This is a genomic window from Natronococcus pandeyae (genome assembly GCF_008122205.1).
Taxonomy (GTDB): Archaea; Halobacteriota; Halobacteria; order Halobacteriales; family Natrialbaceae; genus Natronococcus; species Natronococcus pandeyae.
This window is the reverse complement of sequence record NZ_PHNJ01000005.1, coordinates 181,434-199,803: the sequence shown is the minus strand read 5'-3', so window position 1 is coordinate 199,803 and position 18,370 is coordinate 181,434. Positions and strand designations below refer to the sequence as shown.

18 protein-coding genes are annotated in these 18,370 nt (G+C 63.1%); 10 read left to right on the top strand and 8 right to left on the bottom strand.

Translation table 11 applies throughout. The annotated features are described in order from the left end of the window. The first annotated feature begins 135 nt into the window (after nucleotides 1-135). The gene (gene ubaA, locus CV102_RS11715; RefSeq protein ID WP_148858184.1) at nucleotides 136-987 is read left to right on the top strand and encodes an SAMP-activating enzyme E1; all 852 of its coding nucleotides are present in this window, start codon (nucleotides 136-138) and stop codon (nucleotides 985-987) included. A gap of 141 nt (nucleotides 988-1,128) precedes the next feature. Here ubaA and CV102_RS11710 read toward each other — a convergent pair whose 3' ends face one another. The 5 genes from CV102_RS11710 to CV102_RS11690 form a co-directional block, all read right to left on the bottom strand. After that, nucleotides 1,129-1,338: a hypothetical protein gene (locus CV102_RS11710; protein ID WP_148858183.1), complete on the bottom strand. Its 210-nt coding sequence runs from the start codon at nucleotides 1,336-1,338 to the stop codon at nucleotides 1,129-1,131. A 418-nt stretch (nucleotides 1,339-1,756) separates the two neighbouring features. Further along, nucleotides 1,757-2,416: a sensor histidine kinase gene (locus tag CV102_RS27135; RefSeq protein WP_306438842.1), complete on the bottom strand. Its 660-nt coding sequence runs from the start codon at nucleotides 2,414-2,416 to the stop codon at nucleotides 1,757-1,759. A 1,007-nt stretch (nucleotides 2,417-3,423) separates the two neighbouring features. After that, nucleotides 3,424-4,209: an SDR family oxidoreductase gene (locus tag CV102_RS11700; RefSeq protein ID WP_148858182.1), complete on the bottom strand. Its 786-nt coding sequence runs from the start codon at nucleotides 4,207-4,209 to the stop codon at nucleotides 3,424-3,426. 162 nt (nucleotides 4,210-4,371) lie between these two features. Continuing rightward, a complete protein-coding gene (locus tag CV102_RS11695; RefSeq protein WP_148858181.1) occupies nucleotides 4,372-4,830 on the bottom strand; it encodes a Tfx family DNA-binding protein in 459 nt (152 codons plus the stop codon). A 181-nt stretch (nucleotides 4,831-5,011) separates the two neighbouring features. Beyond that, complete coding sequence (locus CV102_RS11690) at nucleotides 5,012-5,521, bottom strand: TRAM domain-containing protein (RefSeq protein ID WP_148858180.1); 510 nt, start codon at nucleotides 5,519-5,521, stop codon at nucleotides 5,012-5,014. 201 nt (nucleotides 5,522-5,722) lie between these two features. Between CV102_RS11690 and CV102_RS11685 the strand changes: the two genes are divergently transcribed. From CV102_RS11685 to CV102_RS11675, 3 genes are all read left to right on the top strand, one after another. Beyond that, the gene (locus CV102_RS11685; protein WP_148858179.1) at nucleotides 5,723-6,514 is read left to right on the top strand and encodes an electron transfer flavoprotein subunit beta/FixA family protein; all 792 of its coding nucleotides are present in this window, start codon (nucleotides 5,723-5,725) and stop codon (nucleotides 6,512-6,514) included. After that, on the top strand, nucleotides 6,511-7,467 hold the full coding sequence (locus CV102_RS11680; protein WP_148858178.1) for an electron transfer flavoprotein subunit alpha/FixB family protein: 957 nt from the start codon (nucleotides 6,511-6,513) through the stop codon (nucleotides 7,465-7,467). The genes CV102_RS11685 and CV102_RS11680 overlap by 4 nt, the downstream gene beginning before the upstream one ends. 181 nt (nucleotides 7,468-7,648) lie before the next feature. After that, entirely contained in the window at nucleotides 7,649-8,491 is an 843-nt protein-coding gene (locus tag CV102_RS11675; RefSeq protein WP_148858177.1) for a polyprenyl synthetase family protein, read from the top strand. Nucleotides 8,492-8,505: 14 nt separating this feature from the next. On the opposite strand, the gene CV102_RS11670 is transcribed toward CV102_RS11675, so the two are convergent. Beyond that, nucleotides 8,506-9,609: a DUF373 family protein gene (locus tag CV102_RS11670; protein ID WP_148858176.1), complete on the bottom strand. Its 1,104-nt coding sequence runs from the start codon at nucleotides 9,607-9,609 to the stop codon at nucleotides 8,506-8,508. A gap of 164 nt (nucleotides 9,610-9,773) precedes the next feature. Here CV102_RS11670 and CV102_RS11665 point away from each other — a divergent pair, with 164 nt between their 5' ends. Beyond that, nucleotides 9,774-10,769: a radical SAM protein gene (locus CV102_RS11665; protein WP_148858175.1), complete on the top strand. Its 996-nt coding sequence runs from the start codon at nucleotides 9,774-9,776 to the stop codon at nucleotides 10,767-10,769. Between the two features lie 284 nt (nucleotides 10,770-11,053). Here the strand turns inward: CV102_RS11665 and CV102_RS11660 are convergent, their stop codons facing one another. Continuing rightward, nucleotides 11,054-12,361, bottom strand: coding sequence for a helix-turn-helix transcriptional regulator (locus tag CV102_RS11660; RefSeq protein ID WP_148858174.1), 1,308 nt, complete (start codon nucleotides 12,359-12,361; stop codon nucleotides 11,054-11,056). Between the two features lie 157 nt (nucleotides 12,362-12,518). Between CV102_RS11660 and CV102_RS11655 the strand changes: the two genes are divergently transcribed. Both CV102_RS11655 and CV102_RS11650 read left to right on the top strand, forming a co-directional pair. Continuing rightward, nucleotides 12,519-13,802, top strand: coding sequence for a DUF7096 domain-containing protein (locus CV102_RS11655; RefSeq protein ID WP_148858173.1), 1,284 nt, complete (start codon nucleotides 12,519-12,521; stop codon nucleotides 13,800-13,802). An 88-nt stretch (nucleotides 13,803-13,890) separates the two neighbouring features. Beyond that, nucleotides 13,891-14,406 carry a type IV pilin N-terminal domain-containing protein gene (locus tag CV102_RS11650; RefSeq protein WP_233710673.1) on the top strand — a complete coding sequence of 172 codons (516 nt, stop codon included), beginning with the start codon at nucleotides 13,891-13,893 and terminating at the stop codon, nucleotides 14,404-14,406. Nucleotides 14,407-14,448: 42 nt separating this feature from the next. Here the strand turns inward: CV102_RS11650 and CV102_RS11645 are convergent, their stop codons facing one another. Beyond that, a complete protein-coding gene (locus CV102_RS11645) occupies nucleotides 14,449-15,072 on the bottom strand; it encodes a methyltransferase domain-containing protein (protein ID WP_148858171.1) in 624 nt (207 codons plus the stop codon). A gap of 238 nt (nucleotides 15,073-15,310) precedes the next feature. Here CV102_RS11645 and ahaH point away from each other — a divergent pair, with 238 nt between their 5' ends. The 3 genes from ahaH (at nucleotide 15,311) to CV102_RS11630 (ending at nucleotide 18,351) form a co-directional block, all read left to right on the top strand. Continuing rightward, nucleotides 15,311-15,643 (top strand): ATP synthase archaeal subunit H, encoded by a 333-nt coding sequence (gene ahaH / locus CV102_RS11640; protein ID WP_148858170.1) that lies wholly within the window; start codon nucleotides 15,311-15,313, stop codon nucleotides 15,641-15,643. Continuing rightward, nucleotides 15,630-17,870 (top strand): V-type ATP synthase subunit I, encoded by a 2,241-nt coding sequence (locus CV102_RS11635; protein ID WP_187432945.1) that lies wholly within the window; start codon nucleotides 15,630-15,632, stop codon nucleotides 17,868-17,870. The genes ahaH and CV102_RS11635 overlap by 14 nt, the downstream gene beginning before the upstream one ends. Nucleotides 17,871-18,081: 211 nt before the next feature. Next, nucleotides 18,082-18,351, top strand: a complete 270-nt coding sequence (locus tag CV102_RS11630) for a hypothetical protein (RefSeq protein ID WP_148858169.1) — start codon at nucleotides 18,082-18,084, stop codon at nucleotides 18,349-18,351. Nucleotides 18,352-18,370: the final 19 nt, after the last annotated feature.

Genomic DNA, 18,370 nt, shown 5'->3' with positions numbered 1-18,370 from the left:
TTAAAATCCTCGGTCCACACAGTAATCTGCCGGATCCTTCGAAGACGTTCGGTCTCGAGCCGTCACCGTTGGTCATTTCACGAGGGTGAGGGCCGACCCCGCGGACTTTTCTCGCTCTCGCCCTAACGATTCTGTATGAGCGACCTGCGCCTGGACGCGACCCAGCTCGATCGCTACTCGAGACACGTGATCATGGACGAGATCGGCCCCGAGGGACAGCAACGCCTGCTCGAGGGCAGCGTCCTCGTCGTCGGCGCGGGCGGCCTGGGCTCGCCGGCGATCCAGTACCTCGCGGCCGCGGGAATCGGACGACTGGGAATCGTCGACGACGACGTCGTCGAGCGGTCGAACCTGCAGCGACAGATCGTCCACGGCGACGACGACGTCGGTCGGCCGAAGGTCGATAGCGCGGCCGACTACGTCGAAGCCCTGAACCCCGACGTCGACGTCGAGCGCCACGAGACGCGCATCACCGCGGACAACGTCGGGGAACTGGTGGACGGCTACGACGTCGTCCTCGACGCCAGCGACAACTTCGGGACCCGGTACCTGCTCAACGACCACTGCGTCCTGACCGGTACCCCCCTCTCTCACGGCGCGATCTACCGCTTCGAAGGACAGGTGACGACGTTCACGAACGAGCGCGGCGACGGGACGGATTCCGAGGGCGAAGACTCGCCGTGTTATCGCTGTATCTTCCCCGAAGCGCCCGAACCAGGCACCGTTCCCGACTGCGCCACGACCGGCGTACTGGGCGTGTTGCCCGGCACGGTGGGCTGCGTCCAGGCCACCGAGGTGGTCAAATATCTGCTCGAGAAGGGCGACCTGCTCGAGGGCCGACTCCTGATGTACGACGCGATGGGAATGACCTTCGAGACGGTCGACGTGCTCGCGAATCCGTCGTGTCCGGTCTGCGGCAACGAACCGAAGATCGAGTCCGTCGAGGACGTCTCCTACGAGGGGAGTTGCGAGATTTCGGCTGATTGAACGGGCCGGTCGGTTGGCATCGAATAGCTTCGATCGCTGAAAGATCGGACGCGAGCAGCCATCTTTCGGTGTTCTGTTCCGGAGAATCGTGGCGCGCCCGTGATGGCCGTCACGCAGAGAGTACGTACCGCACGCTGGAGCTCACAGTTTGCGAGCTATTTCTTCTACAGCGATCACTAATCGGTAAAATAGATAGAGAAGGTATACCGAGATTCCGATGGTGGCGACGCTGAATAGCCACAGAAAGATCTGTCTGGCCAGCAAGGCGTATGCGAGGCTTACGAACAGGACGATAGCAACCCCTGCACCGATTTCAGGAGGGAGTTCTTTCCGTGCGTTTCTGGAGGACATGTAATATCGTGGTAATTTTAGGGTAAAATATCTTCTTGTCCAGTGTCATTCTGTATTCGATACTTGTTGGATACTGTTCGGTAAACGGTCGCTCCATACGTAATACACACACTGACAACAGGGATTTCCACACCCTCCCCATCCGATTCGTTCCGCCGGTCCCGCGCTACTCGCGAAGACCTCGCACAGTATCGTCGATCGGGTCTCGCTGTACTCGCGGTTCCTGCCGGTCACCGCTCGTTTTTCGAGGTGCTCGCACGCTCGCGCCTCGCTTCGCTCGAACCCAATCGACAGCGCGCGCCACCGCAGCGAGGTTGGCCCGCTCAAAACGATACGTAGTTCACCCGAACTTAGCGCCGCGGGCCCCCGACACGATTACTTATTCGCGACTGCAACAGAGACCAGTTGGATCGCAGTGCTACTCAGTTGATACTGACTCTCCCATTGCTGCTGTAGTCTCTGTCTGCTTCGACGAAGCCGGTAACGTAAACGAGAACGTTGTCCCCTCGCCGGGATCGGACTCGACCCAGATCTCACCGTTATGACGTTCGATGATCCGGTTACAGAGTGCGAGTCCGATTCCCGTTCCCGAACTTTCCTCGTGGCTGTGGAGTCGCTCGAATACCTCAAAGATGCGGTCTTGTTCCTCCGGAGGGATTCCAAGACCGCTATCACGAACGGAGATGATCCACTCCTCGCCGTCACGTTCGGCAGAGATGTCGACCTGTGGAGGCGCGTCTCCACTGTACTCGATCGCGTTGGAGATGAGATTCTGGAAGACCTGTCGGAGCTGGCTCGCATCACCTTCGACGCGAGGAAGTTCCTCACTGTCGATGACAGCATCACGTTCGTCGATCTGTATCTCGAGATTTTGGCACGCATCCGCGAGTATTTCGTCGAGATCGATCGGTTCGAACGCTTCTCCCTGTGTTTCCACGCGCGAATATTCGAGCAAGCCGTCGATCATCTCCTTCATTCGTTCCGAGCCGTCGATCGCGTACTCGAGGAACTCTTCACCGTCCTCGTCGAACTCGTCGGCATAGCGGCTCTCGATGAGCTGCAGGTAGCTCGAAACCATTCGCAGTGGCTCCTGCAGGTCGTGGGAGGCCGCATAGGCGAACTGTTCGAGTCGTTCGTTCGATTCTTTGAGACGCTCTTCCGTTCGCTGCAGTTTCCGATTCTGGAGTTTGAGTTCTCGGGCACGTGTTTTGGCCCGTGCATCGTATATTCCGACACCGAAGCCAGCGACGCTGCTGAATCCGGTAAGAATGGGGAGAGAGCGTTCTGGATTGGTAATACCGGTGTCTGGCTGGAGATGATACAACGTTAGAATACCGATCATTACCCCGAATCCGGTGAGACACCTCCCTGCGACGGCGGGGTAACACGTCGGGTGGATGTCCGTTTCTGGCAGTCGATATCCGCCCCCAAAAAGGATGATCCCCGACCCGCCGATGAACGAAGAAACGATCAGGATAGTCGCAACGGACGTGCCCAGAGACGCCTGCCGAAAGATCCATCCAGCAGCGAGTGCGATGTACAGTCCTCCGAGAGCGAGAACGACACGTCTGCTTCCGGGGATGGAAAATACCCGGTTCCAGCGGGTCATTTCATTTACTGTTGCCTGTTCTATCGTTCCTTCCTCCACCATCTATCCTATTCCCCCGTTATCACAAACGAATAGCATCTGTTATGATGATGTGGGTTAACTATCTTCTGATCCCCCCTAGCTCGCAGTTACACAGAGGGCAGAATAGAATAGTTCAATATTTTTCACCTGGACTTGCGACCGGGTTCGATACCGCCCTTCACGATCACCTCGGAATTTCCACACCCTCCCAACCGATTCGTTCGGTTGCTCCGCTCCTTCACTCATCCCTCGCACTCGGTTCGAACGACGGCGAGGGACGAGCGTGCGAGCGCCCCGAAAAGCGAATAGTGCGAGACCGAAGGTCTCGCATACCATGCGAACGGACGCTGTGCGTCCGTGAGCAGACGGTGACCAACGAGAACCGCGAGTACAGCGGGAACGACCGACAGCGCGCCACCGCAAACACGGGGTCGTCAGCGGCTCGCTGTGTGGTGCTAACTCCGCAAGAGGCCGCCGTCGATCGGCACCTCGACGCCGTTGACGAAACTCGAGCGCGGACTCGAGAGGAAGGCCACGACTTCGCCGAGTTCGCGGGGGTCGCCGATGCGATCCATCGGAATCTCGGTCGCGAGGTCGGCCAGCCCCTCCTCGTAGTCGTCGTAGGTGCCGCGGTCGACGCGGGCCTCGACGAGTTCCTCGATCCGAGGCGTCTCGATCGTCCCCGGCAGCACCGCGTTGGCACGGATCTCGGGCGCGAACTCCCTGGAGACCGTCTTGACCAGCCCGATGACGCCGCGTCGCACGGCGTTCGACAGCAGAAGGCCGTCGGCGACCTCCTGGACGGTTCGGGAGGTGATGCAGGTGATCGTGCCATAGTCGGACTCGAGTAAGTGCGGATGGGCCTCCTCGATCGTCCAGACGACGCTCATCACCAGCAGGTCGTAGGCCTGGTACCAGTCCTGTTCGCTGGTCTCGAGGAAGGTCGTGCTCGGCGGCCCGCCGGCGGAGGTGACGACGTGATCGAGTCCGCCGAACTCCTCGACCGTCTCGCTCACGAGCCGCGAGACGTCCGCGGGATCGGTGATGTCGGCCTCGACGGCGAGCACCTCGCCCGCCGCCGTCTCGGCGATCTCCTCGCGGGCCGCCTCGAGTCGATCCTCGTCACGGCCACAGATCGTTACGTTTGCACCCTCCTCGGCGAGTGCCTGCGCGCTCGCGAAGCCGAGCCCACTTGAGGAAGCGGTCACCAGTGCGACGTTGCCGTCGAGATCGAGGTTCATACGGCGACAGACGGCTGCCGGATACAAATACTGTCGGAGAGAACTGTTCGAAGAGCGGTCGCGAACAGTCGGACACCGTCTCACCGCCTTTTGTCCGACAGTACCGCCCACCGTGCTCTGGCAAGCGCCCGCGGCCGACGACGGCTCGAGGGTGGTGGGGCGCTACTCCTGGTGACGAACCTGGACGACGCCCTCCGAGGTGACGCTCACGGTCAGCGACGCCGCGACCTGTCGTCCGGAGATGGCGTTGCCGGCGGCGTCGCTGACGACCTTCATCAGGTCCGGGGCACTGTGGTCGACCTTGACGCCGGCTTCGTCACAGGCCTCGTAGACGAGTTGTGGAACGTCGTAGAGGTCCGTCCCTTCGGGGACGCGGACGCGGACCGGCGCTCGCAGCGCTTCCGCGAACGCGACCGTCTCGCGCGCCTTCGCGACGTTCTCTCGGGCGCTCGCCTCGATCGACGAGACGTTCGCCCGGGAGGTCCCCAGCGCGTCGGCGATGTCGGCCTGAGAGACGTCGCGCTCGCGCAGTACGAGCACCTGTGCCTGCCGGTGGGTCAACACGCTGGTTTCGGGTTCGAAGCCGATCTCCTCGAGCAGTTCCTCGACGTCATCGATCACGGGAATCGCCTCCACCGGAACCCGGGGCTCGCGTCAACATATCAGTTGCTAGCTGTCGGTAGGATCAAAGCTTCCACGGTCGCAGCCGGTGATCGTCACTCGAGACGTCGGCGCGGAGAAGAAAAGCGACGCTGCGTTCCGATTCGGAGCTGTCCACTCCTGTCCGTTCGAGGGCGGTCGATCAGGAACCCCAGAAGTTCTCGCGACTGCCGAGGCGTTCGCGGGAGTAGGGGCGACTGCCGTCACGGTCGTCCTCGTCTTCGTCCTCGGCTTCTTCCTCGCTGTCGGTGTCGTCCTCGTCGGCGTCGTCCGCTTCGGCCTCGAGTTCGTCTCCCTCCTCGTCCATTTCCTCCGGATCCATCGGCAGTAACTCGAGTTTCTCTGCGCGTGCGTGGTTACTGTGGACGCGCGTGATTTCGACGCGTGCGCGAGCCTCCGGCAGGATGCCGTCGACCATTACGATGAAGCCGTCGTCGGTCCGGCCGACGCCGGCACCGCTCTCGTGCATGTCGACGACGTCGACGATAACCTCTTCACCGGACTTGACAGGCTGGGTTTTGAGGTCGTCGATCGGCTGATTGTAGTGGTTGCACCACTCCTTTCCACCCCGGTCACCGTAGTGCTGACAACCCATTCCCGAGATGCGTTCGGAGAAGCTCGGACAGTCGTCAGCGAGTGGACAGTCTGCCATGAGGCGTACTACCGGTGGCGTCGTTAAACCGTTTCCGTCTTGAGAGCGCCAGTTGGCCCCGTACGTCCGAAACACGGACGACGCGATCCGACACGACCACGGCACGAATCCCGATTTCCTCGCGGGGATGACGAATCAACTGGGACTGCGTGACACAGTGTTTCGAAAACGTTTACGGGTGGGGCGTACGAGCAATAGATGATGAAGATCCTCGTTACGGTCAAAGAGGTCTCGACCGTCGAAGACGAGTTCGAGATCGAGGGCACCAGTATCGCCGAGCAGTATCTCGGCGCCGATCTCAACGAATGGGACGACTACGCGGTCGAAGAAGCCGTCCAGATCCAGGAAGCCGGGATCGCCGACGAGGTCGTCACGGTGACGATCGGCCCCGAGGACTGCGAGCAGACGATCCGACAGGCGCTCGCGAAGGGCGCCGATCGCGCGATCCGCGTCTGGGACGACTCCCTCGAGGGCGTCGACGTGCTCGACGTCGGCGCGAAGACGGAGATCCTCCGGGCGGTCGTCGAGGCCGAGGATCCCGACCTCGTACTGACCGGCGTCCAGTCCGGCGACGATAGCTGGGGTGCCACCGGCGTCTCGCTGGCCGAAGAACTCGGCTTCGAGTGGGCCGCCGTCGTCAACCACCTCGAGCACGACTTCGAGGACGACCGCGCCGCCGTCCGTCGCGAACTCGAGGGTGGCGTCGAGGAGCTCACTGAGGTCGAACTCCCCGCCGCGCTCACGATCCAGACGGGGATCAACGAGCCCCGCTACGCCAGCCTGCGCGGTATTCGTCAGGCCCAGCGGAAGGAACTCGACGTCCAGACACTGGCCGACCTCGGCGTCGACGAGAGCACGATCGAGGGCGATGTCACGCTGACCGAGATGTACGAGCCCGAAAGCGAAACCGACGCGACGGTCTGGGAAGGAAGCGCCGAGGAGACCGCCAGCGAACTCGGGGAACTGCTCCGCGAGAAGGGGGTGGCGCCATGACGGACGTCCTCGCAGTCGCGGACCACCGCCGCGGCGAACTGCGCGACGTCAGCTACGAGGTTATCACCGCCGGCCGCCAGCTGGCGGACGACACGGGCGGCGACCTCCACGTCGCCGTCATCAGCGGCACCGTCGACAAGTTCGGCGAGAAACTCAACCGAGAGGGTGTCGACGCCGTCCACACCGTCGATCACGGCGAGGAGTTCAACCACGACGTCTACACGCAGGTGCTCACGCAGCTCTACGACGACCTCGCGCCGCAGTACGTCCTCGCACCGAACAGCGTCAACGGGCTGGACTACGCCCCCGCGGTCGCGAACGCGCTCGATCTCCCGATCGTGACCGACACCGTCGGCCTCGAGACCGACGGCGAGACCCTGGTCGCGACTCGAGAGATGTACGGCGGCAAGGTCGAGGTAACGACCGAACTCGAGGGTACCGCCGTCGCGACGATCCGCGGCGCCGAGTGGTCCGGCGCAGAGGGAACCGGCGACGCCTCGATCGAAGCCTTCGACGCGGAGATCGACGAGGACGCCGTCGGCTCGACGGTCACCGGCTTCGAGGAGGTCGGCGGCGGCGACGTCGACATCAGCGAGGCTGACGTGCTCGTCTCCGTCGGCCGCGGCATCGAAGAGGAGGAGAACCTCGAGATCATCCACGAACTCGCCGACGCGCTCGACGCGACGGTCTCGTCCTCGCGGCCGATCGTCGACAGCGGCTGGCTGCCGAAGAACCGGCAGGTCGGCCAGTCCGGGAAGGTCGTCACGCCGGACGTCTACATCGCGATCGGCATCTCGGGCGCCGTCCAGCACGTCGCCGGGATGAAGGGCTCCGATACGATCGTCGCGATCAACACGGACCCCAACGCGCCGATCATGGACATCGCCGACTACGCGATCCACGACGACCTCTTCGACGTGGTTCCGGCGCTGACCGAGGAGTTCGGCGGGTAAGCACCACTACCCGAGTCGAAGACGCGATCGACATTTTTCGTTCAGATCGTTTCGTGAGTGGTGAGCGAGCGGTGTGAAGACCGAGTGAACGCGAAGTTCTCGCTGCGATCCCGAGCGAAAAAGAAGGTTGCATCGTTCTTGATCCGTTAGCTACTTTTCTGCCCTCTCCTAAGCGCGGGTAATGGAACTTCTGGAGCGCCGCCAGGCGCTGATCGAGGAGCGTCTCGTCACCGTTATCGACGGGGTCGAACCCGAGACGCTCAACGAAGAAGTTCGCCACGTCGCGCTCTCGGGCGGCAAGCGTGTCAGGCCGATGGTCACGCTGCTCGCCTGCGAAACCGTCGGCGGACAGCCCGAAGACGCAGTCGACTTCGGTGTCGGTATCGAACTCGTCCACAACGCCTCGCTGGTCATCGACGATATCATCGACCGTTCCGACCTGCGTCGCGGGACGACGAGCGCCTGGGCAAAGTTCGGTCACGGGCCGGCGATCATCACGAGCGACGGCTTGCTCGGCGAAGCCTTCGCGCTGTTTTCCGCGGATCCGAACGCAACCCAGGTCGTCGCCGAGGCGATGGTCGAACTCGGGATCGGCGAGGCGACCGAACTCTCCGCCCAGCCGACCAACGAAGAGGAGTACATGATCCTTGCCAGGCGAAAGACCGGCGCGCTGTTCCGGGCCGCGGCCGAACTCGGTGCGATCGCTGCCGACTCCGATCCGTTCACGGTCGAAGCGCTCGGCGAGTACGCCGAGCGAGTCGGCATCGCCTTCCAGATCAGGGACGACGTCCTCGACGCGGTCGCCGCACCCGAAGACCTCGGCAAGCCGACCGGACACGACGCCACCCTGGAGCGGCCCTCGGTCGTGCAGGTGACCGACCTCAGTCCGGAGGAAGCGAACACTCGCGCTCGCACGGAGGCTAACCGAGCGATCGACGCCTTAGAACGCGTCGACGTCGTCGACCACGGGGCGCGAGACTACCTGCTCGAACTCGCGGAGTTCGTCGTCGAGCGCGAGCGGTAATCGTCGGAGACGGGTCAGGCGCTGTCAGTTCGAGGCGTCTCTTCGTCCGAGAAGTGTGATTCGGCGACCGCGAAGGTGAGCGTGCTCACGATTCCGAGCAGCGTGCCCGCGGTCAGTGCCGTCGCGAGGAAGGTGATACTGACCGCATTGAGGAAGTAGGCACTGACCGCGTAGAGGACGATCGCGATCGAAACGACGTAAAACGGTGCGTTGAGGTAGCGCCACTCGAGTCGGCCCGCAATGTACTCGTCGGTGATCTGCCCCAGACTCGTGGTGATACCGGCGGCGGCGAACCACTGGACCGAGCCGTACAGCAGCGCCGAAAGCATGACGGGGATGCCGACATCGCCGGCGGCCTCGGCCTGGACGCGCTCGAGTTCGTTCACCCCGCTGACCCCGCCGAGAACGAGCAACGCGGCGGCGACAACGTACGCGAGCAGCGTCGTGCGGCCGGCGTACAGCGATCGACGGGCGCTCTCGACGGTGTCGTCGAGTCGCTCGCCGAGGCCGAGTCCTCGCGAGATGAGATAGAGACCGAGCAGCGTCGAGGTCGTGCCGAGGACGACACCGGGCATCTCGAGCACCGTTCCGACCAGCGCGAGCGGGTAGATGAGCAGAAGGATCCCGAGCGGAATGAGCACCGTTCCGCGGGTCTCGGGATCGTTCAGCACCTGTTTGAACGTGTAGTACATCGACTCCAGGTTCTGGGCCTGCCTGACGACCACCCGACGGACGCCGTCGATGGGGACTCGCGAACGGATCACCGGGATAACGGACTCGTCCTGCGCACCGTCGGTGACCACGAGCGCGGTGACGTCCTCGGCCGTCGAGAGACTCGCGAGGACGGTGTCGACCTCCTCGCCGACCTCGCGGTTGGCGTTGATATCGCCGTCCTCGTTGCCGGTGACGACGGCGACCTCGACGCTCTCGTCGCGGCTCGCCAGATCGTCGTAGATGTGCACCCCCTGGAACGCGACGTTGACGTCGGAGTCTTCGGGGTCCGCTGTCGCGAGCGCGACGGCTGCCTCCTCGACGGCGTCACGGCCGATCACCGGGGTCGTGAAGTCGGTCTTCCGACCGAGGTCGTCGTCGAGGTCGACACACAGGACCAGCAGCATCGCTTCGTGGTTGCACGCCGCGGTATTTCCATCTTCTGGGACCACGGAATCGCAGGCGGATCTGCGTGTGACCCGCAGTCGGAACCAATCGTGTGAACACCACACAGCATTCAGTAACGGCGTTTCGCACAGTTTTTGAGGCTCGGCTGACTACGTTCTAGCGAATGATTTCGAAGGGCTGTGAGCAGTGCGCGAAAGGCGGCAAGATGGTGCTGTTCGTCTACGGTTACTGCGACCAGCGCGACTGCTTCTACTGCCCGCTCGGCGAGAACCGCAAGAACGTCACGGACGTCTACGCCAACGAACGGCAGGTCGAGTCCGACGAGGACGTCCTCACCGAAGCCCACCGGATGGACGCACTCGGCACGTCGATCACGGGCGGCGAGCCCCAGGAGGCCCTCGAGCGGACCTGTCACTACCTCGAGCTGCTGAAAGACGAGTTCGGCGAGGACCACCACACCCACCTCTACACCGGCATTCCTGGCGGGCGCGAGAACATGCGCCGCCTCTCCGAGGCCGGCCTCGACGAGATTCGCTTTCACCCGCCGCTCGAGCTGTGGGGAGAGATGCACGGCACCGAGTGGGAGGAAATCCTCTACATCGCCCGCGAGGAGGGACTCACGCCCGCGTTCGAGATTCCCGGGATCCGCGCCGAGGAGGAGTTCCTCGAGTTCTTAGACGAGGGCGCGGCCGACTTCTGCAACATCAACGAGTTCGAGATGTCCGACGGGAACTACCGCCGGATGCAGGAGAAGGGATTCGAACTCAAGGAGGGCCACATGAGCGCCGTCGACAACGACCGCGACGCTATTCTCGACGTCATGGGCGACCACGAGAAGGTGTACTTCTGTACCTCCGTGTTCAAGGACGCCGCCCAGCACCGTCGTCGTCTGAAACGGGCCGCCCGAAACGTCCGCCGGGAGTTCGACGACGTCACCGACGACGGGACGCTCGTCTACGGGAAGACCCACACCGACCCCGAGCGGTTCGCCGACCTGGGCGTCCCCGAGGAGTTCTACACCGTCAAGTCGAACCACGTCGAGGTCGCCTGGTGGCTCCTAGAGGAGATGATCGAGGAGGGCGATCTCGAGGAGGGCGAGATCGTCGAGCAGTATCCGACCTACGACGGGCAAGTGGTCGAGCGGACGCCGCTGGCGTAATTCACACGACGGATCTACCCGTCTTCGCTTCGTTTTACGAAGCGCCTGCGCGCTATGGCCGGGAGCACGTGCGAGCCACGGACGTGGCGAGCCGTGGGACTCGGGGAAGGGCAGGCAGTTTCTGATCTGCCGCGAACGACCGAAGGGAGTGAGCGGCTTCACCGAGCGCGCTTACAGCGCGCTCGGCCTTTTTTCATCGAAGTTTTTTGGTGGGGGTTGAGCGACCGGCCATAGGCCGGTCGCGATGCCCCCGCGAAAAAAGTTCGTTGCAAAAGGTTCGTTGCTTAGTCGATCTCCGTCGGATCGATCTCGGGCAGCGTGATGAGGTTCTCGCGACCGATTCGGAGCTTCTTGATCTCCTCGTCGTCGTCCATCTTCGAGAGGAGCTGTGACACCTTGGCGTTCGACCAGCCCGTCTCCGTGACGATCGAGGCCTGCTTCATTCGGCCACCGTTCTTCCTGAGCAGGCGCAGGACGCGCTCTTCGTCGCTCAACAGTTCGGGATCGACCTCGTCGTCCGCCTCGGCGTACGCGAACTCCTGGCCCGCGTCGTCGGACTGGTCCACGGCTTCGGGTGCGGGCTCCGGCGGCGAACGCGAGGCCGACGCGACACCGGCCTCCTCCGGCGGATCACTTCCGCTCGAGTTCTCGGTGGTGTCCTCCGTCTTCGACCACGGGAGCCGCTCGAGCGAGAGGTCGGTCGGCCACTCGCGGTCGGCCGACCGACGTGCGAGGACGTAACTCGTGGTGCCGACCGCCACGACGAGGAGGAAAATCCCGCCGGCGAGCCAGCGCGCACTGGGAATCAGGAAGCCGTCGGCGGGACCGGTGCCGCCATTTTCGCCAGCGCCGCGGAGGAAGACGACCTCGAGTTCGTCCCCACTGAACTGGTACGGTCCGTCGATGATCAGTGCGCCCTCTTGTGGACTGACTGGGAGATTGTAGTCGTGGAAGCCGTAGTTCGGCGGCGACTGGACGACGAGACGCTGGTCGTCGGCGAGCATCGAGAGCCAGGAGCCGTCGGCAGTCTGGAACGCGTCGCCGAAGTAGATCCGCTTTTCGTCCACCATCGCGAAGTTGGTCCAGGTAAACGAGTAGGAGAGAACACCGACCCTGGTGTCGTCCTCGCGGTCGTCGTCGGGGGACTCGAGACGCGGCTCTTCCCAGCCGTCGCCTTCGATCGACATCTCGCGGTCGGTCGTCTCCTCGGCAGTCTGGACGTGGGGCTCGAACTGATCACGATCGTAGGCACCGTCACGATCGCCGGATTCGACCGCATCGGCGTACTCGAGGAACGCCTCGACGTCCTCGTCGTCGGTCAGGAGGAATCGACTTTCGATCGTCCACTCGGCGTCGCCGCTCGTGGTCACGTTGATCCGGATCACCTGCGCCGGATCGGCGGGTGAGGATTGCTCGCTGATTTCGGCCTGGCTCGTGCCCGCGGTCGCGGCTGTCGATTCCAGCTGTGATTCCGCCGGAGCGTGAGTCGCCGCTGCTGGTGCGGACGCCACCGATGCGGCGACCGCTGCTCCCGAGACGGAGCCGACGAGAAGGACCACCAGCGCGAACGTTACCGCGGCGGATAACCGCATGTGTATCACCCGGTGGTCTCTCAGAGGAAAAAACACTTTCCATACGAAAATAAAACGTTACAGATGAAACTAAACGGTATCCGTCGGTCTCTGAGAGTCGTTTCACTCCGCTACTGGTCGACTATCTTTTATATCAGGAGTGTTTACCAGTGGAGCGATGAACGGCGCGACAGCTGTCCTCCTCGCGTTGCTGCTCGTCGTCTCGCTTCCCGCGGTGGCCGTCACCGCGGCCGATTCCGGAGCGGGAAGCGTGGGGAACGACCTGGCCGGTGTCGGCGAATCTCCGCAACAGGAGGATTCTCTGCACGTGAGCTCGGTCGAGTCCAATAACACGACGGAGTACGCCGCTCCCGTCGAAGCCAACGATACGACGAACCGCCTCCAGCTCGACGGCGACGTCAGAAGCGAACACACCGATCACAGCAACGACCTGGGGACTGCACTCGCCAGCAGCGACGACGAACTTCGAGTCGATCACAAACAGTATCGCCTGCTCGACCGCGAGTTCGACGACGCCTCGACCGAAGAACAGGCAGAGATGGTCGAGGCAGCCTACGACCGGCTCAAAGAGCGATCCGACGGACTCGAGTCCCGCGAGCGCGAGGTCGTCCGGGAACACGCGGACGGGGGTCCCTCGACTACCGAGCTGATACAGACGCTGATTCGAAACCACAACGAAGCGGAGGTGCTCTCGAGCGTACTCAGCGACCTGCGGGACCGAGCGAACGAGATCCGCGGCTACTCGATTTCGCCACAGGAAGCAAATGCGGTCGATAAGGTACTCAACTTCCATACGACGCCGATACGGAGCGATCTCGAGTCGACGATGCAACCGAATCAGCGCACGGAACTGCTGATCCAGACGTCCGAGGACGGATACAGCATCTCCACCGTCGACGACAGAAACTACGTCGTGGAGACGACCCGGTTCTCCCACCGAGACACCGACAAGCCGGACCAGTTCGCAACCATCGAAACGTCGGAGGCGCTCGATCGAACGATGGTGTTCTATCCGTGGGCAGATACGCACGGCTCACCGCACTTCCAGGACCACAGCTCCGAGAACCTCTACTGGCTCGACGTCGGTCATACGCAGGGAGCACTCGAGGTGTACGTCGACGGCGGGACCGCGAGCGTCCACCGCGAGATCCAGCAGTTGCGCGTCGCGTCCTTGCCCACCACGGACGAGACGAACTGGATCGAGGACGACCTCGAGCTATCGATCACCGAGACGCCCGCGAACGGGCCGGCGAAGGTGTCGGTAACCGGCGCAGACGATGACGAACCGCAAAACGCGACGGTTTCGGTCGACGGCACCGAAGTCGGGGAGACCGGCATCGACGGCACGCTGTGGATCCTGCCGCCTGCGAGCGAGTACGACGTCGAAGTTGCGTCCGCGGACGGAACCGTCGAAGTGACTGTTTCGGGCGGCGAGGGCTGAGCAGGACGAGTGCTGACGGAACGGGGACTGGGAAGTCAGTCGGAACGTTATCTGCGACTTTATGTACGAAGGCGCGGCCAGACGACCCGTGTCTCCGACATCGGTCGACCGACCCGAACGGGCAGGCAGCGTCGGCCGGCGCGGAATCGCCCCGCTGGTCGGCGTGCTATTACTCGTCGGCATTACCGTCGCGCTGGCGACCGTCGTCGTGATCGGAGCCAGCACGTGGACCATGGGGACCATGGAGCCGGCACGCGTGACCGCGGCGTTCGAACTGGCGGTCGACGGCGATTCGGGGACGATCACGCTCGAATACGTCTCCGGCGACCCGATCGATGTCGACGAACTCTCGGTCACCGTCGCAGTGGACGGGGAGTCGCTCTCGAAACAGCCACCCGTTCCCTTCGTCGGGGCGGACGGATTCGCCGGAGCCCCACGCGGACCGTTCAACGCAGCAAGCGATCAGACGTGGACGACGAGAGAACGAGCGGCGTTCACCGTCGCCGGAACGAACGAGCCACGGATCGAATCGGGCGATTCGATCACGGTCACGCTCACCCTCGACGGTCGCCGCGTAGCCTCCCCCGAGACGACGGCGACGTGACGCTTGGCGCGGTGAATCGTGACCCGAAACGCCGACCCGTGACTACTCCGGAGCGCGTCCGATCGTCGTGATCGCGACCTCCGGTTCGTACTCCGGGCCCATGAACGCGTGTTTGACCTCCTCGAAGCCGGCCGTTTTGAACATTCGGTCGGCCTCGTACTCGTCGTAAAAGAGCATTATCGCGTCAGCCAGTTTCTGCGTCACGGGGTTGTCGGGATAGTTCGGCCCGACGACCAGCACCTGCCCGCCGGGTTTCAGCACGCGCCGGAACTCGCGCAGGGCGAGAATCGGGTTCGGCCAGTACTCGATCGAGCCCGACGACCAGACGACGTCGAACGTGTTCGTCGCGAACGGCAGCCGTTCGGCGTCGCCGCGATGGAACTGTACCGGCGGCGCCCGCTTGCCGAACTTGGCGTAGGCCTGCTCGAGCTGGTGTTCGCTCTGGTCGATGGCGTACACCTCGTCGACGTGCTCGAGCAGTCCCTCGGTCGCGAAGCCGGTTCCACAGCCGACGTCGAGGACCGTCATTCCGGACTCGAGGTCGAGTAGCTCGAGGGCGTCGTTTCGCATCTCCTCGGTCCAGACGAAGGGGTTCACCCGATCGTAGACCTGCGAGAGGTACTTGTAGAACAGCCGGGCACGGGCCTTGTTCTCGAGAACTCCCATTGGGAGTGGCTTTCGATCCGACTGGCATATGTCTACTGTTCCCGGACGAACGGCGGCGTTCGGAGACACTGTCGCCGTGAGCCGGTGCGTTGGACTCGCCGGTTGGTCTCGTCGACTTCGACGGGCGGGTACAGCCGGCGGGATAATAACCGACTACCGCCGATTGAGACCGCAATCGGCCGGGATACTTTCGCAACTACCATATACGCGTTGCCGCAAACGTTCCCTTGCTTAGAGTATGCCGAGGCCAGAGGTTCTCGAACGAATTAAGTCGGCGGAGGAAGAGGCCGACGAGATCGTCGCATTGGCAGAGAACGACCGCGACGAGCGGATAGCCGAGGCCCGGAAACGTGCCGAGGAGATTCGCACGGAAGCGGAACAAGAAGCGCGGGATCTCAAGGAGCGTCGCCTCGAGGAGGCGCGCCAGGAGATCGACGAAGAGTGTGAGCGCGTCCTTCGCGAGGGCGAACAGGAGCGCGAGGCGCTCGCCGAGCGTGCCCAAGACCGGGTCGACGAAGTAACCGACTACGTCGTCGAACTGTTCCAGGAGGACGTCCATGCTCAGACCTGAGCGGATGAGCAAGGTTTCGGTGACCGGTTCGAAGGCTGTGATGCCGACGGTCATCGAACGAATCCACGAACTGAACCTGGTTCATCTCTCGGATTACGACGGCTCCTGGCAGGGGTTCGACAACGGAAACCCGATCGAAGGGGCGGAGAACGCCTCCGAGAAGCTGGTGACCGTCCGAGCGCTCGAGAGTGCCCTGGAACTGTCCGAGGAGGACACCGCCCCAGGGACGATCGACGACGACTGGGAACAGCGACTCGAGCGGATTCGCACGAAGATCAACCAGCTCGACGACCGTCGTAGCGAGGTCCGCGAGGAGCTCCGCCAGGTCAACGATCGTATCGACCGGGTCGCCCCGTTCGCGGAGTTGGGGATCGACCTCGACCTGCTGTCGGGGTACGAGTCGGTCGACGTCCTGGTCGGCGAAGGGCCGGTAGCGGACGTCGAGGACGCACTCGAGGCGTCGGACGAGATCCGAGCCTTCGAGACGTTCACCGGCGGTGACGTCGTCGCCGTCGTCGCCGCACCGACGGAAGACGCGACAGAGGAAAACGTCGTCGACGACGCGCTCGTCGGCGTCGAGTTCGCCCGCTACGAGGTGCCCGAAACCGAGCAGGGCCCCGACGCGTACGTCGCCGACCTCGAGGAACGAAAGCGCGAACTCGAATCCGAACTCGAGGAGATCGACGCGGAACTCGAGCAGATCAAGGCCAACGAGGGCTCGTTCCTGCTGCGCGTCGAGGAGGAGCTGACCATCGAGGTCCAGCGCGCGGAAGCGCCGCTGCAGTTCGCGACCAGCGACCGGGCGTTCATCGCCGAGGGCTGGATTCCCGCGAACCAGTACGAGGCGTTCGTCTCCGCGCTGCGCGACGCCGTCGGCGACAGTGTCGAGATCGAAGAGCTCGAGACCGCCGACTACGAGGAGCACGAACACGGTGCGGAGGCCCACACCGGAAGCGGCGGAGACGGTGACGGCGACGAGCCGAGTGCCGAGACCGAGGACGCCGACCAGCCGGCACAGCGAAAGGCCGCGACCGACGGCGGCCAGCCACAGTCCGGCGAACGCGGCAGCGGCGCCGTGACGATGGACGACGAGCCGCCGGTCATTCTCAACAACATCACGCCAGCGAAGCCGTTCGAACTGCTGGTCAAGATGGTGAGCCAGCCCAAGTACAGCGAACTCGATCCCACGGTGCTGGTGTTCCTGACCTACCCGTTCGCGTTCGGGTTTATGATCGGGGACATCGGCTACGGGATCCTCTACATGCTGATGGGCTGGGGCTGCTGGAAGATCTTTGACTCCGACGCCGGCAAGGCGCTGGGTACGATCGGGATCTGGGCCGGCGCGTTCACGATACTGTTCGGTTGGCTGTACGACGACATCTTCGGCGTCCACATGGCCGATCTGGGGCTCATGCTCCCGCTCGCGGGAACGCTCGATAAGGGCCTCCAGGCGACCGACTGGGCGATCTTCTGGATCGTCTTCAGCATCGGCTTCGGCCTGATCCACCTGAACATGGGACTGATCCTGGGCTTCATCAACGAGCTCGGTCACAGCGTCAAGGCTGCAGTCTACGAGCGTCTGTCGTGGATTCTCACGATGAACGGTCTGTTCATCTGGATCTTCAGTGTTCACCTGGTCGACGAGAAGCCCGAATTCCTCGTCGGCACCACCGAAGAAGCCGTTCTCTACGAGTTCTTCGGCTTCGCTGGACTTCCGGAGATCGTCGGCATCGTCGGCCTCGTCGCGTTCTTCGTCGGCGCCGTGATGGTCGGCGTCGGCGAGGGAATCGCTGGCCTCTTCGAGGTCCCAGCGTGGGCGTTCGGCCACGTCCTCTCGTACCTGCGGATGGTCGCCGTCCTGCTCGCGAAGGGTGGGATGGCGTTCGCCGTGAACCTGCTCGTCTTCGGCGGCTACACCCAGGACGGGTACACGGCCTTTAACCTCCCGACGTACGACGTTACGGGCTACGAACAGGACTTCGTCGGCCTCATCCACGCAGATCCGTTCTGGATCACGATTCCGGCCGCAATCCTCGTGTTCGTCCTCGGGCACATCCTGGTCCTCCTGCTGGGGATTACCGCAGCGGGTATCCAGATGCTCCGTCTGGAGTACGTAGAGTTCTTCCAGAAGTTCTACCAGGGCGGTGGCGAGGAGTACGAGCCGTTCGGCTACGAGGACTACGAGGAGACCGAAGAGTCGCCGTCGGCCCAACCACAGGCTGACTGAGACTCGCCTCGGGTAACGTTCTGTTTATATCATTTTTGTGTTGCTGACAACGGGCACCGGTCGGTCGACGTGAGTGAGATGGGTTAGCACGCCGTCTCGAGACCGACGAGAGGGGTTAGCTGTGTCGAATTGTTTCGAGAGTTTTATGGGGGGCGCAGAGACAGATACGGCTGTTCGGAGCAATCGAACCCACAGTGAGTATTAGACACCTATGATCGAAACCCTACCAGAACTCGCCCACATCGTACTGCAAAACGGAGAAGCTGTCGAGGAAGCGCCTTTCCTCACCGACGTGGGTGCCGCTGCACTCGCAGTCGGTCTCGCATCGCTCGCCGCAGGATACGCCGAGCGGGGTATCGGTGCCGCTGCCGTTGGCGCAATCGCAGAAGACGACGACATGTTCGTTCCCGGTATCGTCATGACCGTTCTGCCGGAAACGCTCGTCATTTTCGCGATCGTCGCCATTTTCCTGGTCCAATAAGCGACCACCCCCTCTTACA